This window comes from Modestobacter excelsi (genome assembly GCF_005930495.1).
Taxonomy (GTDB): Bacteria; Actinomycetota; Actinomycetes; order Mycobacteriales; family Geodermatophilaceae; genus Modestobacter; species Modestobacter excelsi.
Genome location: NZ_SJEX01000031.1, coordinates 25,826 through 49,913, shown reverse-complemented (window position 1 = coordinate 49,913; position 24,088 = coordinate 25,826). Strand labels below are relative to the sequence as shown.

Here is a 24,088-nt window from a genome sequence, read left to right as displayed (position 1 = left end):
GTACCCACCGGGGGCCGGCGGACCGGGCGGCGGGGGCGGAACCCAGCCCTGGCCCGGCTGCGGAGGCGGAGCCCAGCCCTGGCCCGGCTGCGGTGGCCCCCAGCCCTGACCGGGCTGCTGACCCCAGCCACCGGGGGGCTGGTCCCCCCACGAGGGCCGTCCGTCCGGCCCGTACGGGGGCGGCCCTTGAGGTGGCTGGCTCATCGTGCGACCTCCGGCTCCGGCTGTGTCGGCAGGAGCCTAGGGCCGGGACCCGGCGAGTGGTGCCCGTCCGCCGGTCGGTGCACCCGAGCCGCTCAGGCCCGTCGGCCGAACCGGGCCAGGAGACGGGTCTGCAGGTCAGCGCCGGGCGGGACCGCCACCGGGGCGTCGACAGTGCCGGGCACCCCGTCGTCCCCGAGGCGCTCCTCGGCGTAGCGCAGAGCTGCGGCGACCAGTTCGGCGTCCAGCGCGGTGACCCCGCCGACGGCATGGGCCAGGTCCCAGGCATGCACGGTCAGGTCGGCGGTCATCGCGACCAGGTGGTGCAGCGCCGGGGTGCTCCCGCCGGGGAGGTGCACGATCCGGTCGAGCGCACCGGGCGCCGCCCACGCGGTGAGCGCGTCGTCGGCCGCCGTCTCCCAGGCCGCGAGCGGGTCATCGCCCAGCAGCTCGTCGGTGTCGGTGGGGACCTGCCCGGCGACGACGTCGGGCTCCCCACCCGCCAGCAGCGGCGGTACCCGCAGCTGCTCGCGGGTCAGGTGCGCGACGAGGTCGGCGACGCTCCACCCGGGCAGCGCCGGGGCGTCCCACCTCCCCGGACCGACGGCGTCCACCCGGTCGGTGAACTGCGCCTGGGCCCGCTGGAACAGCATCAGGAGATCCGTCGGCGAGGGCTCGGGCATGGCCAAGTACACAGCACGAGGGCTCCGTCCCGAACGGAACGGAGCCCTCGTGACCGGCCTCGTCTCAGGGACCCGCGGCGCGCGAAGCGTGTCGTGGGGGGAGACGAGGTCCTTCTAGTACGTCGGGAGCGCCTTGTCGATGCGCGTCGCCCAGGCGGTGACGCCGCCCTGGACGTGCACGGCGTCCTTGAAGCCGGCGTTCTTCACCGCGGCCAGCGCCTCGGCGGAGCGGACGCCGGTCTTGCAGTGCAGCACGATCGGCTTGTCGTTGGGCAGCTGCGCCAGCGCCCGGCCGGACAGGATCTCGTCCTTGGGGATCAGCTTGGCGCCCGGGATGGACACGATCTCGTACTCGTTGGGCTCCCGGACGTCGATCAGCTCGAAGTCCTTGCCGGCGTCCATCATGTCCTTGAGCTCGTCGACGGTGATCGTCGAGCCCGCGGCGGCCTCCTGCGCCTCGTCGGAGACGACACCGCAGAACGCCTCGTAGTCGATGAGGCCGGTGATCGGCTCACCCTCGGGGTCCTTGCGCACCTTGATCGTGCGGAAGGTCATCTCCAGGGCGTCGTAGACCATCAGCCGGCCGAGCAGCGTCTCGCCGATGCCGGTGATGAGCTTGACCGCCTCGGTGGCCTGGATGGCGCCGATGGTCGCGCAGAGCACACCCAGGACGCCACCCTCGGCGCAGGAGGGCACCATGCCGGGCGGCGGCGGGACCGGGTAGAGGTCGCGGTAGTTGGGCCCGTGCTCGTTCCAGAAGACCGAGACCTGGCCGTCGAACCGGTAGATCGAGCCCCACACGTAGGGCTTGCCCAGCAGCACGGCGGCGTCGTTGACCAGGTAGCGCGTGGCGAAGTTGTCCGTGCCGTCGACGATGAGGTCGTAGTCGGCGAAGATCTCCAGCACGTTCTCGCTGTCCAGCCGCGTCTCGTGCAGCCGGACGTCGACGTAGGGGTTGATCTCCTTGATGGAGTCCCGCGCGCTCTCGGCCTTGGACCGGCCCACGTCGGACTGCCCGTGGATGATCTGGCGCTGCAGGTTGGACTCGTCGACGGTGTCGAACTCGACGATGCCCAGCGTCCCGACCCCGGCCGCGGCCAGGTACATGAGCACGGGCGAGCCGAGGCCACCGGCACCGACGGCCAGCACCTTGGCGTTCTTGAGCCGCTTCTGCCCGTCCATCCCGACGTCGGGGATGATCAGGTGGCGGCTGTAGCGGCGGACCTCGTCGATCGACAGGTCGTCGGCGGGCTCCACCAGGGGTGGCAACGACACGGAGCTCTCCTCACAGGCATCAGGGCTGACCGGCTCCAGAGGCCGGGGTCCTGGTCTGCCGAACAGCCTGACACGCGCCGGTAATCCCGCGACGCGGGAGCCCAGTACGGACCCCGGCCGCAAGGCCGGTCCGCGGACCCGGCGCGGGGCCCGGAGGGTTCCCGCCGGGCACGCGGGCAACGGCTCAGCGACGCCGGGGCACGGCACCCGGCCGCGGTGTGATCCGGAGGATCACGATGTCACGGGTACGGATCCCCGGCCGACAGGCCGGTCAGCGGACCGGTCGCGGGGGCCGGAGGCTCCCCGACCGGCACGCTGGAAGCGGCTCAACGACGCCGGGGCACGGCACCTGGCCGCGGTGTGATCCGGAGGATCACGATGTCACGGGTACGGCCAGGCGTTCTTGACGCAGCCCTGCAGCCCGAGGGTCTGCTGCTCCATGACCGGCGCCAGCTGGCCGGCTCCGCCGCACTGCTCGTGGCCGTGACCCAGGGCGTGGCCGACCTCGTGGTTGACCACGTACTGCCGGTAGGTCGCGAGGTCTCCGGCGTAGTCGGGGACGGCGGTCTCCCAGCGGGCGAGGTTGATGACCGCGCGCTCGCCGTACCGGCAGGAGGTGTAGCCGCCGGTGCCGACGCCCGGGCACCAGGTCTCCATGCTGCCGGGGCTCACCAGGCTGACCCGGAAGTCGTAGTCGCCGGCCGCGGCCTCCGCGGCACCGACCCGCTGGAAGGACATCTGCCCGCCGCTGCCCCAGGACCGCGGGTCACCGAGGGTGGTCTCGACGGCTGCGGCGAACTGGCTGCCGTCCACCCCCACGCCGTCCTCCACCTCGACGACGAAGCGCTGCAGCGGTCCGGTGCCGTGGACGGCGGAGGTGCCGTCGACGATGCCGAGAGTGCCGGCGCCCTGCTCGACGAAGGTGACCGCTGCCGTCCCGGCCGCCGTCTGGGACGGCGCCCCCTCACCCTCGGCCGGGGCCGACGGGGTGCTCGGCGTGCCCGGCGCGGCGCTGACCGGCGCGTCCAGCGCGCTCGACCGGGTGGCCGCCGTCGTCCCACCGCCGGTGACGACGTCGACCAGGGTGAGCACGGTGGCGACGGCGAGCACCGGGATGGCGTACGCCCGCCAGCCGTGGCGTCGCACGAAGCGGCGGAACCACCCGCCCGGCGAGACGGTCCGGCGCACCGGCCCAGCGACGGGTCCGCGACGGGCCACCAACGGGCTCGCGGGCGGACGGTGCAGCGGCGCGGAACGGGTCACCCGGGGATCGGACCCCCGCGGCCCCGGGGTCGGCCGCTGGCGCGGGCTCGCACCGGGGACGTCGGGACCCCCGTAGCGCCAGGCCTCGCGCGGCGCGCGGGACCCGGGGCTCGTCACGCGGCCCAGGTTCTCACGGGAGGCCGGTCCGGTGCCTGACCGCAACGGCACCCGGCAACGTGTCGGACCACCCCGTCACACCCGTCCGGCAGGGACCTCCACGACCGGGGCAGCGGCGTCCTCGGCGAGGGCGAGCACGGCCCGCGCGGTCGGTTCCGGCGCCTCCAGCATCGCCAGGTGACCGATGCCCTCCTGCACCTGGAGCCGGGAGTCGGGGAGGACGGCGGCCAGCCGGGGGGCCAGTGCCGGGTCGACCAGCCGGTCCCGGTCGCCCCACACGACCAGCGACGGCACCTTCACCGAGCGGGCCATCCGCCAGGCGTTCGCCCGGCCGACCCGCAGGTAGGAGGTCATCAGCCCGCGCAGGCTGCGGGTGAGCGCCTGGCCGGCCCAGGGCTGCTCGTCCCGGTCGCGCATCTCCTGGACCGCCTCCTCCACCCGCTCCCGCGGCACCCGCGACGGGTCGCCGAAGCACATCTGCAGCAACCCGCGGACCCGCTGCTCGGGGCTCGCCCCGGCCAGGCGTCGCTCGGCCAGCGCCGGGACGCCGGGGAGCAGCACCAGCGCGATCGCCCGGTCGAAGGCGGCCGGCACGCGGTACACCGGCATCGCCGCGGAGATCAGCGTGAGCGTGGCGACGAGGTCCGGACGGCGGGCCGCGACCCACACGCTCACCAGCCCACCGAGGGAGTTGCCGACCAGGTGCACCGGGGCGCCCTGACCGGGACCAGGCCGCGCGACGACCCACTCGAGCACGTCGACGACAGCCTGCACGTGACGGTGGACGGAGTACCGCGGCGGCGGCGCGGACCGACCGAAACCGGGGAGGTCCAGCGCGTAGCCGTCGAAGCGGACGGCGAGCAGCGCGGCGAGGTCGGTCCAGTTGGTGGAGGCCCCGCCCAGACCGTGCACGTAGAGGGCCCGCTCGCGGGGGGCGTCGGCCGGGTCGACGTCGCCGGCGACCGGACCGCACCACGGCGTGTGCCGCACGAAGACCTCACCACCGGTCACGGGCACCATCGCGCCCGGCCAGGGCGGGATCAGCGCACCGGGCCGGGGCAGGAGGGCGTCGGACAGCCGGGCGTCGGTCACCTACCCGACGGTAGAACACCGCTCCGCGATCACCGCTCGGCCCGGTGCCGTCGCCGGGGCGCGCCGCTAAGATCACGACGCCATGCACCCCAGCCGCCCCGTACCCGTGCCCCCGGTCGCCCGCCGGACCTCCCGCCTGCCACGGGGCGCCCGCCGCGTCCAACTGTTGCGCGCCGCCCAGGACGTCTTCGTCGCGCAGGGCTTCCACGCCGCGGCGATGGACGACATCGCCGACCGGGCCGGCGTCAGCAAGCCGGTGCTCTACCAGCACTTCCCGGGCAAGCGGGAGCTGTACCTGGCACTGCTCGAGCAGCAGGTCGACGAGCTCACCGACCGGGTGCGCCAGGCGATGGACGGCACCGAGGACAACCGGACCAGGGTCGACGGCGCGGTCGGCGCCTACTTCGACTTCATCGACGCCGACGGCGAGGCCTTCCGGCTGGTCTTCGAGTCCGACCTGCGCAACGACCCAGACGTCCGGCGGCTCGCCGACCGCGGCGCCCGGGCCTGCATCGAGGCCATCGCCGAGGTGATCGCGGTGGAGACCGGCGCGGACCCGGAGCGGGCGCTGCTGCTGTCGGCCGGGATGACCGGGCTGGCCGAGACCAGCGCCCGCTGGTGGCTGGCGAGCAAGGGCACGGTGTCCCGGGACGAGGCGGTGGCGCTGTTGTCCTCGCTGGCCTGGCGCGGCATGTCCGGCTTCCCGCGCCGCGACGACGCCGACTGACGAGCGCGTTCGCTGTCGGCGCACCTGCTGGCCCGGCTCCGGTTCGCGGGGCTGGACTAGCGTGGGTGCTCGGCAGTCCGACCTGAGGAGGCATCCCCGCGTGGAAGTAAAGATCGGTGTCCAACACTCCCCCCGTGAGCTGGTCATCGACAGCCCCAAGACCCCGGACGAGATCGCGGCCGAGGTGTCCAAGGCCATGACCGGGTCGAAGGACGGCCTGCTCACGCTGGTCGACGAGCGCGGCCGCCGCATCGTCGTCCCGACCGACCGGATCGCCTACGTCGAGATCGCCGAGGCCGACTCGCGGCGCGTGGGCTTCATCGCCGGCTGAGCCGGCACCAGGCAGAGCTCGACAGGGCGTCACCGCGCATGCGGTGGCGCCCTGTCGACGTTCCGTGAGCCGGGGACGACGAGTCATCGCGGGCACGAGCCGGGGACGCCGAGCAACCCGAGCACCCAGCCGGGGACGCCGGAAGCGCAACGGCTCATCGGTCAGGGGTACGGCTCCTGGCCGCGGTGCGATCCGTCAGGATCGCAGTGTCACGGATTCAGCCCCAGCGCCCGCATGCGGACCGAGTGCGCGGTGGTGATCCGGCCGAGCAGCTCGCTCACCCCGGCCAGGTCCCCGGTCCCGGCGATGATGAGCTCGGCCAGCTCGTCGTGCTCGGCGATGACCGCCTGCGACTGGGTGAGCGCCTCACCGACCAGCCGGCGCGCCCACAGCGCGAGCCGGCCGGCGACCTTGGGGTCGGCGGCGATCGCGGCGCGCACCTCACGGAGGGCGAAGTCCGCGTGCCCGGTGTCGGCGAGCACCTCCTCGACCAGCGCCCGGTCCGGCTGCGGGAGGAAGGCCGCGACCTCGCGGTAGAAGTCGGCGGCCAGCGCGTCGCCCACGTAGGCCTTGACCAGGCCCTCCAGCCAGGTGCTCGCCCGGGTGCCGTCGTGGAAGGCGTCGAGGGCGGCGACGAACGGGGTCATCGCCGCGGTGACGTCGGCACCGAGCTCGCGCAGCCGTGCGGAGACCCGCTCGTGGTGGGCGATCTCGGCGGCCGCCATCCGGGCGAGCGCGGCCCGGCCGTCCAGGGTCGGCGCCAGCCGGGCGTCCTCGGCCAACCGGTCGAAGGCGGTGAGCTCGGCGTAGGCGAGGACCCCCAGCAGCTCGATGACCGCCCGGTGTCCGGTTCCCTCGTCGACCGCGGTCACGCGCTCCCCCTCCTCGTGCCCTGCGCCCCGCGGCCGCGGACCGCTGCGTCCACAGCCCGTGTCACGGGGCGGCTGAGCGAGGCTAACGGGCTGCCCGGGCTAGGATGGGACCGGCGGGCCGCCAGGTCCGTTCACCGAGAGCAATCCCCTGTGCGCTGATGACCGCTGGATCTCCTCGAGACCGGCCCTCCGAGGGCCGTCTCCCGGGCAGTCTGCACTCGACGCCCGGTCTGCTGGCCGCGTCGGCGCTTGGATCGAACATCCCGGAACCGACCCCGGGACCGCAGAGCACCGCCGGGCAACGCGCGAGCTCCTGAGCTCGCGCACCGGCGCCGCGACCGGTCCCCCACCAGACCGAGGCGAGAGAACTGACCTCCACCGAGAACACCCCCGTCGACAGCAGCACGATCCCCGCTCCCGAGCTGGAGCACGCCGAGACCGGCGCTCCGGCTCCCGAGGAGCTCGAGCAGCAGGTCGAGGAGCTGGGCGGGGCGCCCGTCGCCCCCGACAGCCCGCTGTTCAGCGACTTCGACGTGCACCCCGACGTCATCGCTGCGCTGGCCGAGGTCGGGATCACCCGCACCTTCGCCATCCAGGAGCTGACCCTCCCGCTCGCGCTGGCCGGCCACGACCTCATCGGCCAGGCCCGCACCGGCACCGGCAAGACCCTCGGCTTCGGCGTCCCGATGCTGCAGCGCGTCATCCCGCCGGCCGAGGGCGGCGACGGTGTCCCGCAGGCGCTGGTCGTCGTCCCGACCCGTGAGCTGTGCGTGCAGGTCTCCCGCGACCTGGCTGCGGCCGGCGCCAAGCGCGGCATCCGGGTGCAGGCCATCTACGGCGGCCGCGCGTTCGAGCCGCAGGTCTCCTCGCTGCAGGCCGGTGTCGAGATCGTCGTCGGCACTCCCGGCCGGCTGCTCGACCTGGCCCAGCAGGGTCACCTGATCCTGGGGAAGGTCAAGGTCCTCGTGCTGGACGAGGCCGACGAGATGCTCGACCTCGGCTTCCTGCCCGACATCGAGCGGATCCTGGCGATGGTCCCGGACAAGCGGCAGACCATGCTGTTCTCCGCGACGATGCCCGGGCCGATCGTCACGCTGTCCCGGTCGTTCATGACCCAGCCCACGCACATCCGGGCGCACGGCAACGACGAGGGCTCGACGGTCCCGCAGACCACCCAGTTCATCTACCGGGCGCACAACCTGGACAAGCCGGAACTGCTGTCCCGGGTGCTGCAGTCCCGCGACCGCGGCCTGGTGATGGTCTTCTGCCGGACCAAGCGCACTGCGCAGAAGGTCGCCGACGACCTGGTGGAGCGCGGCTTCGCCGCCGCCGCCGTGCACGGTGACCTCGGCCAGGGCGCCCGTGAGCAGGCGCTGCGCGCGTTCCGCGCCGGCAAGGTCGACGTCCTGGTCGCCACCGACGTCGCCGCCCGCGGCATCGACGTCACCGGCGTCAGCCACGTCGTGAACTACCAGTGCCCCGAGGACGAGAAGACCTACGTGCACCGGATCGGCCGCACCGGCCGGGCCGGCAGCACCGGCGTCGCGGTGACCCTCGTCGACTGGGACGACATCCCCCGCTGGCAGCTGATCAACAAGGCGCTCGACCTGGACTTCGCCGACCCGCCGGAGACGTACTCGACGTCGCCGTGGGTCTACACCGACCTCGACGTGCCGACGACGGCGACCGGCCGGCTGCCCCGCTCCCAGCGCACCCGCGAGGGCCTGGGCGCCGAGACCCTCGAGGACCTCGGCGAGACCGGCAAGCGGCAGCGCACCGGCAGCGGGCACTCGGGCGGCAGCCACTCCGGCCCCGGCCGGGACGCCGCCCGCGCCGACGAGGAGCAGCCCTCGGCCGGTCCGCGCAAGAGCCGCCCGCGGCAGCGCACCCGGGGCAGCGGCGCTGCCGCCGAGGGTGCCGCTGCGGCGCTGGGCGGCGACGCCCCGGCGGGCGACACCCCCGCACCGGCGGTGGCCGGTGGCGAGCCCGGTGAGGGCGGCAGCGGCCGTCCGCGTCGCCGGCGCCGGCGTGGCGGTCGGGGCGGCAACGGCGGCGGGTCCGAGTCCGCGGCCTAGATGGACGACCAGCCTTCCCCCCACCCCTCGCTCCGCTCGGAGCGGGCCCCTGAAGGCAGGCCGTTCCAGCACGTCACCGAGATGCGACGCCCGCCCCTGCGGGTCTGGGTGTGGACGGCGGTCACCCTCGTGGTGGCCGCCGTCGCCGTGTTGCTGTGGCGCACCTCCGACGCCGCGGCCACCTCGAGCACCACGGCGAGCGCGGTGACCGTCCCGGACGGGACGCCGGCCGCGACGGTCACGCAGGCGTGGTCCTCGGCCACCGGGCCGGCCCCGCGACGGGTGGTGGAGGTCGGCCGGGTGCTGGTCACCGACGAGCACGGGCTGGCCATGGTCGACGCCGCCTCGGGCGCCGAGGCCTGGCACTACCGGCGCAGCAACGCGCGGCTCTGCGACGCCACCGCGGTGGACGGCGTGGTCATCGCCGTCTTCCGGACCACCAGCCGGTGCAACGAGGCGGTCGCGTTCGCCGCCGCCACCGGGGTCCGCGACTGGACCCGCAACGTGCGCTACCGCACCGACGTCGACCTGACCAGCACCGACCAGGTCCTGCTGGCCAGCAGTCCGACCGGCATCGTCACCCTCGACCCGACCGGCAACAACACCCGGTGGCGCTACGCGGCACCCACCGGGTGCCGGCTGGTGGGCTCGGACGCCGGGAGCACCGGCGTCGTCGTGCTGCAGCGCTGCACGGGCGCGGACACCCTGCAGGTGTCCCTGTTCGACGCCTTCGGTGGCAACGCCGTCTGGAGCCGGGACATCACGACCGACGGCGGCACCGCCCGGCTCGCCGGGGCAGACCGGCTGGTGGACGTCGTCGTCGGCGACCGGGTGCAGGTGCTCTCCCCCGCTGACGGCTCGCTGCTCACCGAGCTCCCGCTCCCGGCCCTGCCCGCCGGGCAGGACCCCGGCAGCGAACCCCTCCAGCAGGCGGGCGTCGGCGACGTCGCACTGCTCTGGGCGCGGGGCACCGTCTACGCGCTGGACCAGGCCACCGGCCTGCAGCGCTGGTCGGTCCCCGCGGTCGGGCTGCCCTCGGCCGGCGAGGCCGGCGACACCGTGACCGTGCCCGAGGACGGCGCCTTCGTGCAGCGCTCGCTGGCCGACGGACTCGAGGTCGGCCGGTCCCGCACCGACGACCCCCTCCCCGTCGGTGGCCGCACCTCCGTCGTCGGCCCGGTCGTGGTGTACGCGACCGCCGACGAGGTCCTCGGCTACCGCTGACCCGAGGGATCGGCGGCGCACGACCGAAGTGCAGGGCACACTCGGGGCATGGTCCTGCCTGGTGGCTCCGAGCACACCGCCCCCGACGACCTCCGCCAGCTCGCGGCCCACGACGCCGCCCGGGTCACGGTCCCCGGGCGCGCCGGTCCGCTGGCGGCCCTGGACACCGGCACCGCCGACGGGGGCACGGTCCTGCTGGTCGCCGGCTTCACCGGCAGCAAGGAGGACTTCGCCTCGTTGCTCGCACCGATCGCCGCCGCCGGGTTGCGGGCCGTCGCGATCGACCAGCGCGGCCAGTACGAGTCGCCCGGTCCCGACGACCCGGCGGAGTACTCCGTCGCCGAGCTGGCCGCCGACGTCCGCACGGTCGCCCGTCAGCTGCGCGCCGAGTCCCCCGGCCCGCTGCACCTGCTCGGGCACAGCTTCGGCGGCCTCGTCGCCCGCGCCGCGGTGCTGGCCGAGCCCGGGCTCTTCGCCTCGCTGACCCTGCTCGGCAGCGGACCGGCGTACCTGACCGGCCCACGCGCGGAGCTGCTCGAGCACCTCGGACCGCTGCTGGACGCCGGCGGGGTGCAGCTGGTCAACGACACCCTCGAGCAGCTCGCGATGACCGACCCCCGCGCCCAGGCGGTGCCGGCGCCGACCCAGGAGTTCCTGCGCGAGCGCTTCCTGGCCAACAGCGCCGCGGGCCTGCGCGGCATGGCCGACGCGCTGCTCACCGAACCCGACCGGGTGGCGGAGCTCGCCGCCACCGGGGTTCCGGTGCTGGTCGCCCACGGGATAGCCGACGACGCGTGGAGCCCCGCCGCCCAGACCGACATGGCGCAGCGGCTCGGGGCCCGGCACGAGGTGATCCGGCAGGCGGTGCACTCCCCCGCCATCGAGAACCCGGCCCGCACGTGTGCGGTCCTCCTGTCCTTCTGGTCCGACCCGGGAGCCGGCGCCGCGGCGGCCGACGACCGGGCCGAGGCCGTCCGGTGAGGCCCATCCCGTCGATCAAGGAGTTCTCGCCCGAGGAGGACCTGCTCGGCTTCTTCGGCCCCGACAGCGTCACCTGGCGGATCCACAGCGACCCGGCCTTCTCCGTCGGTGGCATCCGCGCGCTGCTCCTCCAGGCCCTGCACCCGGTCGCGATGGACGGCGTGCACCAGTTCTCCACCGGGTTCACCACCGACCCGTGGGCGCGGCTCACCCGCACCGCGGAGTACGTCGCCACGTTGACCTACGGCACCCGGCGCGACGCGCTGCGGGTCGTGCGGCGGGTGCGCGGCATGCACCGGGGCAAGGCCGCCGTCGAGGGGACCACCGGGCGGTCGTACTCCGTCGACGACGCCGACCTGCTGCTGTGGGTGCACAACTGCGAGGTCGACTCGCTGCTGTCCACCGCGCGCCGGGCCGGCGTCCCGCTCACCGACGCCGAGGCCGACCGGTACGTCACCGAGCAGGTGGTGGCCGCGGTGCTGATCGGCGCCGAGGAGTCCTCGGTGCCGACGACGGTCGCGGAGCTGGCCGCCTACTTCGACGGGATCCGCGCGCACCTCGCGGTGACCCCGGCCGCGCGGGCGGCGTCCCGGTTCATCCTGGTGCCGCCGATGCCGGGCTGGGTGCAGCTGCTCACCCCGGCGCGCCCGGCGTGGAGCACGTTGGCCTCGCTCGGCGCGGCGACCCTGCCGCGCTGGGCTCGCCAGGTCTACGGCCTGCCCGGGTTCGGGCTCACCGACACGGCGGCGACGGCGGGGCTCAAGGCGTTCCGCCAGGCCGCGCTGGCGGTGCCGGTCCGGGTGCGCGAGTCGCCGATCGTCCGGGCCGCCCGCGAGCGCGTGGCCGACGCCGAGCCACTCAGCGCCTAGATGTCGGGCCCCACCGGCACTGCTGACGGGGATGCGGCTGATCGGTGGTCGTCCACCGAGGTCGGTGTGGCTGCGGTGACGAGGGTCGTGGCGAGCAGCCGGCCGGGCAGGGCGGCAGCGGCTGAACCGGGTCGGGTGCCGAGGTCGGGCAGCGCCCGGCGTCACGCAGTGCTCCCGGCAGCCCGCGGGTCGCATCGACGGTCAGCAATGCGCCCCGGGTCCCACCTGACGTCGGTGCGGTGACCGCCGCTCTGCTCGCCGCGGCCGCCGGGCTCGGCCTAGGGCTGTCGCTCATCGTCGCCATCGGCGCCCAGAACGCCTTCGTGCTCCGCCAGGGACTGCGGCTGGAGCACGTCGCCGGGGTCGTCGTGGTGTGCCTGCTCTCCGACGCCGTCCTCATCGTGGCCGGGACCGCCGGCGCCGGCGCCCTGGTGACCCGGGCGCCGGACGTGCTGACCGTCGTCTGCTTCGCCGGCGCCGCGTTCCTGCTGGTCTACGGGGTGCTGGCCGCCCGCCGGGCACTGCGGCCGGCCGCCCTGGTCACCGAGGCCGCCGGGCGCCGGGCCGGGCTGGTGGCGACGCTGACCACCGCCCTGGCGTTGACCTGGCTCAACCCGCACGTGTACCTGGACACCGTGGTGCTGCTCGGCTCGCTCGCCGGGACCTACGGTGAGCGCCGCTGGTGGTTCGCGGGCGGGGCGGCGCTGGGCAGCGCGCTGTGGTTCACCGGGCTGGGCTTCGGCGCCCGGCTGCTGCGGCCGGTCTTCGCCCGGCCCACCGCCTGGCGCGTGCTCGACGCGGTCATCGCCGCGGTCATGGTCTCCCTCGCGGTGTCCCTCGCGGTGCGGGGCGTGACCGGCGGCTGATCGGCACCCTGGCGGCGACGTCCGGCGGACCGCTCCGGTGCCCGCCATGACTGCCGGGTCGGCCTCGAGCATCGCGGTCGAGCTGACGGCTCGGCGGCACGGGCCGCCGTCGCGTGGGGTGGAGTCCAGCAGCGCGCCACCTCACTCGGCGGGCGCGGCCTCCTCGGCCAGGAAGCTCCAGGTCTCACGCGCGGGGGCGGCCGCCTGCCCGGCCGGGCAGCTGGGCCGGAAGTCGCACCAGCTGCACTGCTGGCCGGTGACCGGTGGGAAGGCGACGTCGGGATCCGCCCCGCCGGCCAGCGCCTCGGTCGCCGCCTCGATGTCGGCGGCGATGTCCTCGGCCCGGCGGACGTGGTTGGCCAGCGACCTCTCGGTGTGGTCGAACACCGCGACGGTGCGGGAGGGCAGGTGGTGCAGCTCGACCCGGCTGCACGCCCGGCGGAGCGTGCGCCGCACCCCGAGCACGTAGATGGCCAGCGCCGGTGACCCCCGCGCCTCGTCCTCGGTGGACGGGACCCGGCCGGTCTTGTAGTCGACGACCACCAGCTCGTCGCCGCGCTGGTCGATGCGGTCGATGCGGCCGGACAACGCGAGCCGCTCGGTGGTCGCCCCCACGGTGCGCTCGGTGCCCACCGGCTCCTCGGCGGGGTCGAGCTCGCCCACGTAGTCGGTGAGCCAGCCCGCGGCCCGCGACCGCCACCGGTCGGCCTGCTCCTCGTCACGGAAGCCGGTGCGCGACCACACCCCGTACAGCAGCTGCCGGGCCGCGGCCGGGCTGCGCTTGACCAGGGGCAGCTCCCACCACGAGCGCAGTGCCGCGTGCACCGCCGCGCCGACGGTGTTGTGCGCCCAGGCCGGCCCCTTGGGCGGGGTAGGCCGGGTCAGGTAGGCGAACCGGTAGCGGCGGGGGCAGTCGGCGTAGGTGGCCAGCTTGCTGGGGGTGGCCGAGAACAGCCGCCGGGGCATGCCCGGCATCTCCAGTTGCCCGCTCACCGCCGCCCCCTGTCCACGTCGGTCACGGTAGCCGGGGGCACCGACAGGACCGGAGCCGCGCCGGGCGCTCAGTCGGTGACGACGGGGACGCCGGTGCCCGCAGCCAGCAGCAGCTCGAACTGGTCCGGTTCGGTGGTGCAGGCGGCGATCGGGGTGCGCTTGTTGGTGCCGTGGTAGTCGCTGGACCCGGTGCGCAGCAGCCCCAGCCCGTCGGCGAGTGCGCGCAGGTACGCCCGCTGGTCCGGGGTGTGGTCGGGGTGGTCGACCTCGAGGCCGAGCAGGCCGGCCGCGGCCATCGCGGCGATGGCGTCGTCGCCGACGACCCGCCCCCGCGTGGTGGCCAGCCCGTGGGCGAACACCGGCACGCCACCCGCGGCACGCACGAGGCGGATGCCGTCGAGCACGTCGGTGTCGGCCTTGCTCGCGTAGTAGGGGCTGCGGTGGTGCAGCAGGGTGGCGAACGCGTGGTCGACGGACTCGACGACGCCGGAGTCCACGAGCGCGCGGGCGATGTGCGGCCGCCCGACCACCCCGCCGTCGCTGTGGGCCACGATCTCCGCCCAGTCGACGGGGTAGCCGTCGGCGGCGAGCCCGGCGACGATCCGTTCCCCCCGGTTGAGCCGCTCCTCGCGCAGCCGGACGCGCTCGGCGGCGAAGGCCGGGTGCAGCGGGTCGAACAGGTAGGCGAGCAGGTGGACGGAGATCGGCGGCTCATCGCTGGGGAAGTAGCGGCAGGACAGCTCCATCCCCGGGACGATCGTCAGCCCGGGCGGGCGCGCGGCCCAGGCCGCCGCCCAGCCGCCGGTGGTGTCGTGGTCGGTGATCGCGACGACGTCCAGCCCGGCAGCGGCGGCCGTGGCGACCAGTGCTGCGGGGGTCTCCGTCCCGTCGGAGACCGAGGAGTGGGTGTGCAGGTCGATGCGCACGCCGTCAGCCTGCCGTACCGCGTCGGCCGCCGCGCAGGTCGCTCAGTCCTCGAGGGACGAGCGGCCGGGCCGGGTGCGCGGGATGGGAGCGGTGTCGTGCCGCCGCCCGGACCGCAGCGGACGGGGCAGGTGCTGCTCGGGTGCGTTGCCGTCCCCCCGGTCGTCGGCGGCCATCGACCCGTCGGCGTCCTCGTCGGCGCTCACCGGGTTGGAGCTGGAGTCGGTGCCGAACATCAGCTCCGACAGCCGCTTGTACAGCGCGTCGGCGTGCGGCATGAAGGCGATGACGTCGAGTCCCTGCTGCTGCCCGGCGGACTCGAAGCGGAACGTGCCGTAGCCGAGCACCTGCCCCCAGAAGGTCTCCTTCCAGGTCAGGTCGGTGATCCGGCGCAGCGGCATGACGGCGACCGTCCGGATGACCACCCCGGAGGTCAGCAGCACCCGGCGGCGGGTGACCAGCAGGTGCCGCACCCGCCACTCGGCGGCGTGCAGCCCCAGGTAGCCCAGCGCGCCGAGGACGACCAGCAGCCCGACGGCGGTCCCGACCCGGTTGGTCGGGTCCAGCTGCAGCACCCAGACGCCGACGAGCAGCGCCGGCACGCCGCGGGCGAAGGGGCGGACCAGCACTGCCGGGTGCCGCCGGGTCGCGATGACCGGCGGTTCATCGGAGAGCAGGTACTTCTCGGCGTCCTTGCCCCAGCGGGGGCGCCGGGGAGCCGGGCCGGACACGGCCGAGCTCAGACCAGCGAGACCACGAAGGTGGACAGCGACTGCGCTGCGTCACCCAGGGCCGCGCCGGCACTGCGGACGATCCCGGCCGCGTCGTCGGGACGCTGGATCACGTAGAAGACCACGAACGCGACGGCCAGCCAGGTGAGCACCTTCTTCAGCACGGGTCGCGTTCCTCTCCTCAGGGGGCGGCCGACCGCGAGCCGTGGCGGGCCGACGGCGCAGCTGGCCGTCACGACCGATCGGCCGCAGCACATGGGTAACAGCTGTCCCACAGCTGCGACCAGCCGCCACGCCGGTGCCTGGCGAACGGACTCGATCCGTGCGGATCCGGTCGCCTCACCGGCCGGGGAGCAGCCGTTCGGTCGGCGGGCCGAGCGGCAGGTCGGGGTAGACCCGGTCGCGGAGGTCGAGCAGTTCCAGGTCCTCGGCGAGCAGCCAGGCGGCGGACGCGGGCCAGGTGACCAGCCACAGCCAGACGCCGTTGGCCTCGCCCACGTAGGCGGCGCGGTCGTCGCCGGTGGGCACCAGCCACAGCGGCGCCCGCTGCCCGGCGGCGCGGATCTCGGCCGTCGATGGGCCGCTGACCAGGTCGCCGGGATCGACGCCCGGCAGCCCGGCGTACCCGCAGCCCAGCCCGGTGCCCGGCTCCTCGGCGACCAGCACCAGCTCGGCGGGGCCGCCGAGCGGGGCGGGGCCGGCGCAGGCGACGACGATCGCCCGGGCACCCGGTTCCCCTCCCCAGGCCAGACCGGTCACCGCCCAGCCCCCGGGCATCGGGTCCGGCACCCAGGCGGGCACCCGCGCGTCGGCGGTGACGGCGTTGATCGCGTCGTGTGCGACGACGGCGGTGTGGTGCAGGGGGGTGACCAGCGCGTGCACGTGGCACCAGCCCTCGGCGGTCGAGCCGGGCTTGACGGTCAACGCCTCGCCGCAGCGCGGGCACACCGGGGAGACGCTCATGGCCGCTCACCGTCCTGTCCTGGGTGGTGTTCGTCAAGCTTTGGGGAGCCGTGCCCGGTCCGCTGCCCGGGCCGGCCCCGCCGTAGCCTCGCCGACGTGAGCGGAGCGGTGCCGGAGGTGCCGTGCGTCGGCGCGGTGGTGCACGACGCGCAGGGCCGGCTGCTGCTGATCCGGCGGGGGCACGCGCCCAGCGCCGGGCTGTGGTCGGTGCCCGGCGGACGGATGGAGGCCGGGGAGACCGAGGCCGAGGCGGTGGTCCGGGAGACCGCTGAGGAGACCGGGCTGCGGGTGCATCCCGAACGGGTGCTGGGCCGGGTGCGGATCGACGGGGACGGCGTCGTCTTCACCGTCACCGACTGGGCGTGCACGCTGCTCGACCCGGCACAGCGGCCGGTGGCCGGTGACGACGCCGCGGACGCCGTGTTCGTGGACGCGGCCGGCCTGGCGGCGCTGGACATGGCCCCGGGTGTGGTGGCGGCGCTGTCCGGCTGGGGCGCGCTGCCCCGCTGAGCGTGCGGACGCCCCGCCGTGCTGACGGCGCCCGCCCGGCTCATGTCCGGATCGGCTCCGGCCGACCGGGCTGCTCGCCGCCGCGACTCCCGCCGTGGGAGCGCTTGGGGACCATGACCTTGCGCCGGAAGGTGCAGACGACGGTGCCGTCCTGCTTGTAGCCGATGGTCTCCACGTGGACGACGCCGCGATCGTCCTTGGACCTCGACTCGGTCTTGTCCAGGACGGTGGTCTGGCCGTAGACGGTGTCGCCGTGGAAGGTCGGCGCGACGTGCTTGAGCGACTCGACCTCGAGGTTGGCGATCGCCTTGCCCGAGATGTCGGGGACGCTCATCCCCAGCAGCAACGAGTAGACGTAGTTGCCCACCACGACGTTCCTGCCGAAGTCGGTGGCCTCGGCGGCGAAGTGGGCGTCGAGGTGCAGCGGGTGGTGGTTCATGGTGATCAGGCAGAACAGGTGGTCGTCGTACTCGGTGACGGTCTTGCCGGGCCAGTGCCTGTAGACGGCCCCGACCTCGAACTCCTCGTAGAACCGGCCGAACTGCATCGGGGCTGCTCCCACTGGTCGACATCGGTCGACGGACGACGCGGGTGGCACAGCCGAGGCGCTCCGGCCCGGCGGCCGGGACAGCAGCTGCCCGCCACGGAGCGACGATGACCCGTCGGGACGGGCGCCGATCCTACGATGACCTCGTGCCGCTCCAGTCCGCCCCCGACCTGCCGGCCGAGGCCGAGGTGGTCCGGCTGAGACCGGCCGCCCGCGCCGCCCGGCTCGCCGGTGCGGCCCTGGTGCTGGCCCTGCTGCTCGTCGGCGCGGTGTGGGGCGAGGACGACGCCTTCCCGTTCGGCCCGTTCCGGATGTACTCGACCCGCGCCGACCCGGACGCCGCCGTCGTCTCCACCCGGGTGGTGGGGCTGACCGCGGCCGGCGAGGAGGTCCGGCTGTCCGGTGGGCAGGTGGGCCTGCGCCGCGCCGAGTTCGAGGGCCAGCTGCCCCGGGTCGAGGCGCACCCGGAGCTGCTGGGCCTGCTCGCCGACTCCTACGCGGCGAAGCACCCCGGTGCGGAGGAACTCGTCGAGGTGCAGGTGGTGCAGCGCCGCTTCGAGCTGTCCGACGGGCAACCGACCGACGCGTACTCCGACAGGGTGCTGGTCGAGTACGACCTGGAGGGAGGGCAGTGAGCGCCTCCGCGCAGGCCCGGACGGTGGCCGTGGCGCCGGCGACCGGGGTGACCACCCCCGAGACCGAGCCGGCCGTCCCGCTGACCCCGCGCTGGTGGTTCCGGCCCGTGCCGCTGGCCCGCGTCGCCGTGTTCCGGGTCATCGCCTACCTGTTCATCCCGGTCGACGTCTTCCTGACCACCTCCTGGGTCCGGGCGCACGCTGAGGTGCCCACCGCCTGGTACTCCCCGCTGCTGGTCGGCCGGCTGCTGCACCTGCCCACCCCGACGCACACGGTCGTGCTGGTCGTGCAGTGGGCACTGGTGGTCGCCGCGGTCGCGGCGGCGACCGGCCGCGCTCCCCGGCTGCTCGGGCTCGCCGTCTTCCTGCTCTACGCGGAGTGGATGGTCATCGCGATGAGCTACGGCAAGGTCGACCACGACCGGATCGCCTTCCTCGTCGCGCTCGCCCTCCTGCCGACGATCGGACGGACCCGGTTCAGGGACCGGCGCTCCTCCGAGGCCGCCGGGTTCGCCATGGCAGCGGTGCTGGTCGCGGTCATGCTCACCTACTTCCTGGCCGCCTGGGCGAAGATCCGCTTCGGCGGGTGGGACTGGCCGACCGGGGCGACCATCGCCCGTGCGGTGGTCCGCCGCGGCAGCGTCTTCTCCGACTGGACGCTGGACGTGCCCTACCTGCTCCCGGCCGTGCAGTGGGCGATGATCATCGGTGAGCTGGCCGCGCCGTTGCTGCTGCTGGTGCGCACCGACCGGATGCGGGTGGGCCTGGTGCTCTTCCTGCTCAGCTTCCACGTGGTCACCTTCCTGGGGCTGGGCATCGTGTTCCTGCCGCACTGCATCGCGATCCTGTCGATCGCACCCTGGGAGCGGCTGCACGGCCTGCGCCAGCGGACCACCCCCGCCCCGGCCCCGCCTGCCGCGACAGGCTGAGCCGGGTCAGCATCAGCCCGCAGCTCAGAGCAGCGAACCGATGCGGGCGGCCATCTCCGCCTCGTGCTGCTGGTAGGCCGCCGCCACACCGGTCAGCAGCTGACCCATGCCGGTCAGCGCCTCGCTCACCCCCTGGCTGGACAGCCGCCACTTCTCGTAGAGCTCGCTGAACCGCGCAGCGGCCTGGCTGTCGGTCCAGCCCTCCAGCACCGAGCTGTTGATGCCGGCGGACAGGGCGGCATGGCGGGCGGCCGTGTCCGCCGCCTCCGCCTGGCACTGCCCGGCCATCGTGTCCAACGTGGCGATCTCGACCCTCATGGCTCCTCCTCGTCCGGGGACCTCCCGGTCGAGGTGGACGCTAGGTCCGGAGCCACCGCGACCGCGGCGCTCGTCCACAAGCCGGACCGCTGTCCACAGCTGCGGTCCGCGGCGACCACGGGCCCACCACCCCACGGCACCATCGCCGCGTGCCCCTCCCCTGTCCCCGAGGTCCCGGCCCGGACCCGGTGTGCGATCGCAGCTGGACGCTGCAGTCCCCCGACGGGGCCGTCGACGTCGACGTCCGGGCACCCGACGGCGGGGTGCTCGCCGACGTCGCGGACGCCCTGAGCAGCGGTCTCGGCCTCCCGGAGGTCCGGCTGTGGGCCGGGTCGGTGGAGCTGCCCCCGCAGACTCCTCTCAGCAGCCCGCTGCTGCGCAACGGCGCCGTCCTCGGGCTGGGTCACCCCGGGCCGCGGGAGACGTCCGGTGCCGGGTCCGGCGCCCTGGAGCTGCACGTCGTCGGCGGGCCCGACGCCGGTCGCACCCTCCCGCTCGGACAGGGTCCGCTGGTGCTCGGTCGCGGCGCCGGGTGCGGGCTCCCGCTCGCCGACCCCGACGTGTCCCGTCGGCACGCCGTCGTCTCGGTGGCGGCCGGCCGGGTGACCGTGGCCGATCTCGGGTCGTCCAACGGGACCACGCTCTCCGGCGGCGCGGCGCCCGGCACGCCGGTCGGCCCGCTCGCGCAGGAGTGGCCGGTCGGCGGTGTCCTGCGGGTCGGCTCGAGTGCGCTGCGGCTCACCGGCCCGCGCGGCGCCCTCCTCGAGCAGGTCCCGGCCGCGGGAGGCAGACGGCTGCTGCGCCCGCTCGGCGCGCCGCCCCGGACGCCGCGGACCGCGGTCGTCCGGCTCCCGGGCCCGCCCGTCCAGGGCCCCCGGCGCCGGCTGGGATGGGTGGCCGTCGCGCTGCCCGCGGTGGGCGGCCTGCTGATGGCGTGGCTGGTGTCCGCTCCGCAGTTCCTCTTCTTCGCCCTGCTCGGTCCGCTGGTCGCGGTCGCCGGGTGGGCGTCCGACCGGGTCACCGGCCGCCGCACCCACCGCCGCGCGGTGGCCGACCACGCCCTCGCGCGGGCACTCGCGGACAGCCAGCTCGATGCCGCCGTCTGCGCCGACCTGACCGACCGGGACGACGACCAGCCGGACCCGGCGCGGTTGGCTGCTGCGGCGCGGCGCCGGAGCAGCCCGTTGTGGTCGCGCTCCGGGGACCCGGGCGGCCTCACGGTCCGGTTGGGCACCGGCACCGGCCCGACCGGCGTCGTCCGGGTCGAGCCCGACGGGAGCACGACCGCGGCGGTCACCGAGCACGTGCCCGTCCCGCTGTCGCTGGCCGCGACCGGGAGCCTGGGCATCGTGGGTCCTCGCGGACCGGCCCTGGGCATCGCGCGCTCCGCGCTCTGCCAGCTCGCCGTCCTCACGTCACCCGCGCAGCTCGGCGTGGTGCTGGCCTGCAACCGCGAGCGGGTGGCGGACTGGGCGTGGACGACGTGGCTGCCGCACCTGCAGGCGGTCGCTCTCCCCGGGGACGAGGTGCCGGCACGCCTGCTCGACGCCGCCGGGACGACGGGGGCGGCGCCGTGCACGCTGGTGGTCCTGGACGGTCCGGTCGAGCCGCCCGTGGCCGAGGCACTCGCCCGGGGAGCCGATCGGCTGGTCACGCTGGACCTCGCCGACTCGGAGGCGGCGCTGGCGTTGCCGGCCGCCGCGCGGCTGGAGGTGACCGGCGAGACGGGCAGCAGCGGACGGCTGCGCGCCCCGGGGCTGGACGAGGAGCGTGCGCTCGTCCTGGACGCGGTCAGCGCCGCCACGGCCGCCGGCATCGCGCGCGACCTCGCCGGGCTCACCGTCCCGGCGTCGGCCGGCGCGCTGCCGGACAGCGCCCGGCTGCTCGACCTGCCCAGCACCGGACTGGGACTGTCCGTCGGGGACGAGGTCGTGGGCTCGTGGCTCCGCCACCGCGATCGGCTGCTGGCGGTCCTGGGGTCCACCGGCCCGGAGCCCCTCGGCATCGACCTGGTCGCCGACGGTCCGCACGCACTGGTCGCCGGGACCACGGGCTCGGGGAAGTCCGAGCTGCTGCAGACCCTCGTCGCCAGCCTGGCCCTGCACCACCCGCCGGACCGGTGCAGCTTCCTGCTGGTCGACTACAAGGGCGGGGCGGCCTTCGGTGAGGCGTCGACGCTGCCGCACACCGTCGGCGTGCTCACCGACCTCGACCACCAGTCGACGGCCCGGGCCCTCCGGTCGCTGTCGGCCGAGCTGACCCGTCGCGAGCGGCTGCTCGCCGACCACCGTGCGCGCGACCTCGCCGACCTGCCCGACGCGGTCGCCCTGAGCCGGCTGGTCATCGTCGTCGACGAGTTCGCGACCCTGGCCGAGGAGCTCCCCGGCTTCGTCACCGGCCTGGTGGGCATCGCGCAGCGTGGCCGGTCGCTCGGGGTGCACCTCGTGCTGGCCACCCAGCGTCCCGCGGGCGTGCTCAGCCCGGAGATCCGGGCCAACACCTCCCTGCGGATCTGCCTGCGCACCACCGACGAGGGCGACGCCCGGGACGTCCTGGGCAGCGCCGTCGCCGCGCACCTGCCGGCCGACCGCCCGGGGCGGGCCTACCTGCGGACCGGCTCGGCGTCGCCGGTGCTCTTCCAGGTCGCCCGGGTGTCCGGTGTGCAGGCCGCGAGCGGCACCACGGTGACCGCGCGGCGACGCCCCTGGCCGCCCGTGCCCGGGGTGCCACCGCCTCCGCCGGCCGATCCCGCCGGGGCAGGCGACCTGACGCGGCTGGTCGGAGCGCTGGACGTCCGGGCGGGGTCTGCTGGGCTCCACCCGGTCGACCGGCCCTGGCTGCCGCCGCTGCCCGACCGGCTGGCGGCCGCGGACCTGGACCGGTGGGCGGCCGGCGCGCGCCCCACCCAGCTGCGGATCGGCCTGCTCGACTCCCCCGACGCCCAGCTGCAGGCACCGCTCGAGCTGGACCTCGCCGCGGCCGGCGGCTGGCTGCTGGTCGGCGGTCCCCGCAGCGGCCGGACGACCGTGCTGCGCACGGTGCTCGGTGAGGCGGTGCACCAGCTGCCACCCAGCCGGCTGCACGTGCACGTCCTGGACCACGGCGGCGGAGCCCTCGCCCGGGACGCCGCGGTCCTCCCGCACTGCGGCACGGCCGTCGGCCGGGACGACGCCCACCGGGCACTGCGGCTGCTCGCCCGGCTCGGTGCGGAGGTCGACCGCCGCCGCGTCGACGGTCCCGCCCCGGACCAGCCGCTGCTGCTGGTGCTCGTCGACGGCCACGAGAGCCTGGTCGCACAGCTGGAGGAGGCCGACCCGGCCACCGGTGCCGCCGGTCTGCTGCGACTGGTCCGGGACGGCGCCGCCGTGGGGGTCACCGTGCTGCTCACCGCGGACCGCGCCGTGCCCGGCAGCAGGCTGGCCGGCGCCGTCCGCAGCCGGCTGGTCCTGCCGCTGCCCGACCGCACCGACTACGCGGTGGCGGGCGTGCCGGCGCGGGCCGTCCCCGGTTCCCGTCCGCCGGGCCGGGCCCTGGTCGGCGAGGACGCCGTCGAAGGTCAGGTGGCGCTGCCCCGGATGCCCTGGTCCGTGCTGTCCGACGCGCCGGACGTCGGGACGGCGACAGCGCCCATCCGGATCTCGGTGCTGCCGGCGGACCCCGAGCTGGAGCTCCCCGCCGGCGACGACGACTGCCCCGCCGGTGAGCTCTGGCTGCCGCTCGGGCCCGGCGGTGACGACGGCACGCCGCTGGGCGTCGACCTGCACCGGGCCGGCGGACTCCTCGTCGTCGGCCCGGCCGGCAGTGGGCGGTCCAGTGCACTGCACGCCTTCGCCCGGCACTGCCGGGCCGCGGGGGCAGCGGTGGCGGAGCTGGGACCAGGGCGCGGGTCCGGGCCGGCCGGGGAGGATCCACCGAGCGGTGGGCCGGTCCGCCTCGATCGCGGTGACCCCGAGGCGCTCCGGGCCTGGCTCGCCGGTCAGGACGGACGGCGGCCGGCGATCGTCGTCGTCGACGACCTCGGGACGCTGCCGGAACCGGTCGCCGACCTGTTGACGGCACCGCCGGCGCCAGCGGCCCGGTTGCTCGTGCTCGCGGCCGGCACCGCGGCGGAGCTGGCCGGCTCCTTCCGCGGTCCGGCGGTCGCCCTGCGCCGGCACCGGACAGCCCTGCTGCTGCGCCCCGCGGCGGGTGACGCCGAGCTGTTCGGGCTGCGCACCCCGCGCAGCCCGCTGCCGCCGCGTCCCGGCGCCGGCTGGCTCGTCACCCCCACTGCGGTCACCCGGGTGCAGGTCGCCCGGCGCCGGCGGCCGGCGGGGCCGCTGTGACCCGGGTCAGCACCTGCCCGGGGGCACGCGACCTCGCCTCAGAGGAGCTCGAGCGCCGGGCCGATCTCCTGGGTGGCGTACCAGGCCAGCTCGTGCCCCTCCGCCTGGTCGACGACGAACTGGGCGTCCTCGCTGCCCAGGTCGGCCTCCAGCACCACGTTCACCGCGGACCGGACGTCCTCCTCGGCGTCCGCGACGTCGATGTGGGCACTGGCGACGTCGGCGAGCGTGACGTCAGCGGTGGTCCGCGCCGCCCCGGCGTCGGCGGCGTCGTCCTGGATCGGCGTGACCGACGCGTCCGGGACGTCCGCGGCCAGCACGACCCGCCGACGGGCCGCCGTCGGGTCCACGTCCATCAGCCGCAGGCTCGCCCGGGCCGCCGCGATCAGGGCGGCGTACTCGAGCTCCTCGTCACCGTCGCTGAGCTCGTAGAAGCTGCGCAGCTGCGGCGTGACCGTGAAGACGGTCAGCGGTCCCGCCAGTCGGCCCTGGTCGAGCAACCCCTGCAGCACGGTCGTGGTGGCCGGCAGGTACACGCGCACCCGGTTCGCCTCCCTCTGTCGTCGGACAGCGACCGTAACGTCGCCGGCGCGCCGATCTTCCCGGCCCGGGGCTCCCGGCTGTCGGCCCTCCTGCA

At 75.4% G+C, this 24,088-nt stretch carries 24 protein-coding genes; 11 read left to right on the top strand and 13 right to left on the bottom strand.

The window, feature by feature from the left end:
* Positions 1–296 precede the first annotated feature (296 nt).
* From FHL80_RS12295 to FHL80_RS12280, 4 genes are all read right to left on the bottom strand, one after another.
* Complete coding sequence (locus FHL80_RS12295; protein ID WP_246078638.1) at positions 297–854, bottom strand: TIGR03086 family metal-binding protein; 558 nt, start codon at positions 852–854, stop codon at positions 297–299.
* A 144-nt stretch (positions 855–998) separates the two neighbouring features.
* Positions 999–2,159 carry an adenylyltransferase/sulfurtransferase MoeZ gene (gene moeZ / locus FHL80_RS12290; protein ID WP_138733703.1) on the bottom strand — a complete coding sequence of 387 codons (1,161 nt, stop codon included), beginning with the start codon at positions 2,157–2,159 and terminating at the stop codon, positions 999–1,001.
* A gap of 381 nt (positions 2,160–2,540) precedes the next feature.
* Positions 2,541–3,347, bottom strand: coding sequence for a DUF3152 domain-containing protein (locus FHL80_RS12285; protein ID WP_246078637.1), 807 nt, complete (start codon positions 3,345–3,347; stop codon positions 2,541–2,543).
* A 267-nt stretch (positions 3,348–3,614) separates the two neighbouring features.
* A complete protein-coding gene (locus tag FHL80_RS12280; protein ID WP_138733701.1) occupies positions 3,615–4,631 on the bottom strand; it encodes an alpha/beta fold hydrolase in 1,017 nt (338 codons plus the stop codon).
* A 166-nt stretch (positions 4,632–4,797) separates the two neighbouring features.
* On the opposite strand from FHL80_RS12280, the gene FHL80_RS12275 reads away from it, so the two are divergent.
* The gene (locus FHL80_RS12275; protein WP_246078636.1) at positions 4,798–5,358 is read left to right on the top strand and encodes a TetR/AcrR family transcriptional regulator; all 561 of its coding nucleotides are present in this window, start codon (positions 4,798–4,800) and stop codon (positions 5,356–5,358) included.
* A 100-nt stretch (positions 5,359–5,458) separates the two neighbouring features.
* Positions 5,459–5,689, top strand: coding sequence for a DUF3107 domain-containing protein (locus FHL80_RS12270; protein ID WP_014742594.1), 231 nt, complete (start codon positions 5,459–5,461; stop codon positions 5,687–5,689).
* Positions 5,690–5,898: 209 nt separating this feature from the next.
* Here FHL80_RS12270 and FHL80_RS12265 read toward each other — a convergent pair whose 3' ends face one another.
* A complete protein-coding gene (locus tag FHL80_RS12265; protein WP_138733700.1) occupies positions 5,899–6,561 on the bottom strand; it encodes a ferritin-like fold-containing protein in 663 nt (220 codons plus the stop codon).
* A 533-nt stretch (positions 6,562–7,094) separates the two neighbouring features.
* Between FHL80_RS12265 and FHL80_RS12260 the strand changes: the two genes are divergently transcribed.
* From FHL80_RS12260 to FHL80_RS12240, 5 genes are all read left to right on the top strand, one after another.
* Positions 7,095–8,636, top strand: a complete 1,542-nt coding sequence (locus tag FHL80_RS12260) for a DEAD/DEAH box helicase (protein ID WP_246078635.1) — start codon at positions 7,095–7,097, stop codon at positions 8,634–8,636.
* Positions 8,637–8,717: 81 nt separating this feature from the next.
* Positions 8,718–9,860, top strand: coding sequence for an outer membrane protein assembly factor BamB family protein (locus FHL80_RS12255; protein ID WP_138733698.1), 1,143 nt, complete (start codon positions 8,718–8,720; stop codon positions 9,858–9,860).
* A 48-nt stretch (positions 9,861–9,908) separates the two neighbouring features.
* Complete coding sequence (locus FHL80_RS12250) at positions 9,909–10,841, top strand: alpha/beta fold hydrolase (protein ID WP_138733697.1); 933 nt, start codon at positions 9,909–9,911, stop codon at positions 10,839–10,841.
* Entirely contained in the window at positions 10,838–11,710 is an 873-nt protein-coding gene (locus tag FHL80_RS12245; protein WP_138733696.1) for an oxygenase MpaB family protein, read from the top strand. The genes FHL80_RS12250 and FHL80_RS12245 overlap by 4 nt, the downstream gene beginning before the upstream one ends.
* Before the next feature lie 239 nt (positions 11,711–11,949).
* Complete coding sequence (locus tag FHL80_RS12240) at positions 11,950–12,576, top strand: LysE/ArgO family amino acid transporter (protein WP_138733695.1); 627 nt, start codon at positions 11,950–11,952, stop codon at positions 12,574–12,576.
* 141 nt (positions 12,577–12,717) lie between these two features.
* Here FHL80_RS12240 and FHL80_RS12235 read toward each other — a convergent pair whose 3' ends face one another.
* The 5 genes from FHL80_RS12235 to FHL80_RS12220 form a co-directional block, all read right to left on the bottom strand.
* Entirely contained in the window at positions 12,718–13,569 is an 852-nt protein-coding gene (locus FHL80_RS12235; RefSeq protein WP_246078634.1) for a RecB family exonuclease, read from the bottom strand.
* 68 nt (positions 13,570–13,637) lie between these two features.
* Positions 13,638–14,495, bottom strand: a complete 858-nt coding sequence (locus tag FHL80_RS12230; protein ID WP_138733694.1) for a PHP domain-containing protein — start codon at positions 14,493–14,495, stop codon at positions 13,638–13,640.
* A 42-nt stretch (positions 14,496–14,537) separates the two neighbouring features.
* The gene (locus tag FHL80_RS12225) at positions 14,538–15,224 is read right to left on the bottom strand and encodes a PH domain-containing protein (protein ID WP_138733693.1); all 687 of its coding nucleotides are present in this window, start codon (positions 15,222–15,224) and stop codon (positions 14,538–14,540) included.
* An 8-nt stretch (positions 15,225–15,232) separates the two neighbouring features.
* Complete coding sequence (locus FHL80_RS25500) at positions 15,233–15,388, bottom strand: hypothetical protein (RefSeq protein ID WP_216870658.1); 156 nt, start codon at positions 15,386–15,388, stop codon at positions 15,233–15,235.
* A gap of 175 nt (positions 15,389–15,563) precedes the next feature.
* Positions 15,564–16,187: a DUF6758 family protein gene (locus tag FHL80_RS12220; RefSeq protein WP_138733692.1), complete on the bottom strand. Its 624-nt coding sequence runs from the start codon at positions 16,185–16,187 to the stop codon at positions 15,564–15,566.
* 96 nt (positions 16,188–16,283) lie between these two features.
* Between FHL80_RS12220 and FHL80_RS12215 the strand changes: the two genes are divergently transcribed.
* Positions 16,284–16,697 carry an NUDIX hydrolase gene (locus FHL80_RS12215; RefSeq protein WP_138733691.1) on the top strand — a complete coding sequence of 138 codons (414 nt, stop codon included), beginning with the start codon at positions 16,284–16,286 and terminating at the stop codon, positions 16,695–16,697.
* A 40-nt stretch (positions 16,698–16,737) separates the two neighbouring features.
* On the opposite strand, the gene FHL80_RS12210 is transcribed toward FHL80_RS12215, so the two are convergent.
* Positions 16,738–17,244: a MaoC family dehydratase gene (locus FHL80_RS12210; protein WP_138733690.1), complete on the bottom strand. Its 507-nt coding sequence runs from the start codon at positions 17,242–17,244 to the stop codon at positions 16,738–16,740.
* Between the two features lie 146 nt (positions 17,245–17,390).
* Here FHL80_RS12210 and FHL80_RS12205 point away from each other — a divergent pair, with 146 nt between their 5' ends.
* Together FHL80_RS12205 and FHL80_RS12200 are read left to right on the top strand one after the other, a co-directional pair.
* The gene (locus FHL80_RS12205; RefSeq protein ID WP_138733689.1) at positions 17,391–17,879 is read left to right on the top strand and encodes a hypothetical protein; all 489 of its coding nucleotides are present in this window, start codon (positions 17,391–17,393) and stop codon (positions 17,877–17,879) included.
* Positions 17,876–18,808 carry an HTTM domain-containing protein gene (locus FHL80_RS12200; RefSeq protein ID WP_138733688.1) on the top strand — a complete coding sequence of 311 codons (933 nt, stop codon included), beginning with the start codon at positions 17,876–17,878 and terminating at the stop codon, positions 18,806–18,808. Before FHL80_RS12205 ends, FHL80_RS12200 begins: the two co-directional genes overlap by 4 nt.
* 24 nt (positions 18,809–18,832) lie before the next feature.
* Here the strand turns inward: FHL80_RS12200 and FHL80_RS12195 are convergent, their stop codons facing one another.
* The gene (locus tag FHL80_RS12195; RefSeq protein WP_138733687.1) at positions 18,833–19,126 is read right to left on the bottom strand and encodes a WXG100 family type VII secretion target; all 294 of its coding nucleotides are present in this window, start codon (positions 19,124–19,126) and stop codon (positions 18,833–18,835) included.
* 188 nt (positions 19,127–19,314) lie between these two features.
* Here FHL80_RS12195 and FHL80_RS12190 point away from each other — a divergent pair, with 188 nt between their 5' ends.
* Positions 19,315–23,451, top strand: a complete 4,137-nt coding sequence (locus tag FHL80_RS12190; protein WP_138733686.1) for an FtsK/SpoIIIE domain-containing protein — start codon at positions 19,315–19,317, stop codon at positions 23,449–23,451.
* Between the two features lie 38 nt (positions 23,452–23,489).
* Here FHL80_RS12190 and FHL80_RS12185 read toward each other — a convergent pair whose 3' ends face one another.
* Positions 23,490–23,993: a DUF6912 family protein gene (locus FHL80_RS12185; RefSeq protein WP_138733685.1), complete on the bottom strand. Its 504-nt coding sequence runs from the start codon at positions 23,991–23,993 to the stop codon at positions 23,490–23,492.
* Between the last annotated feature and the right edge of the window lie 95 nt (positions 23,994–24,088).

Coding starts and splice junctions, on each gene's coding strand:
- FHL80_RS12295 (WP_246078638.1), bottom strand. CDS start 854: ATGCTGTTCCAGCGGGCCCAGGCGCAGTTCACCGACCGGGTGGACGCC.
- FHL80_RS12255 (WP_138733698.1), top strand. CDS start 8,718: ATGCGACGCCCGCCCCTGCGGGTCTGGGTGTGGACGGCGGTCACCCTC.
- FHL80_RS12250 (WP_138733697.1), top strand. CDS start 9,909: ATGGTCCTGCCTGGTGGCTCCGAGCACACCGCCCCCGACGACCTCCGC.
- FHL80_RS12220 (WP_138733692.1), bottom strand. CDS start 16,187: ATGAGCGTCTCCCCGGTGTGCCCGCGCTGCGGCGAGGCGTTGACCGTC.
- FHL80_RS12210 (WP_138733690.1), bottom strand. CDS start 17,244: ATGCAGTTCGGCCGGTTCTACGAGGAGTTCGAGGTCGGGGCCGTCTAC.
- FHL80_RS12195 (WP_138733687.1), bottom strand. CDS start 19,126: ATGAGGGTCGAGATCGCCACGTTGGACACGATGGCCGGGCAGTGCCAG.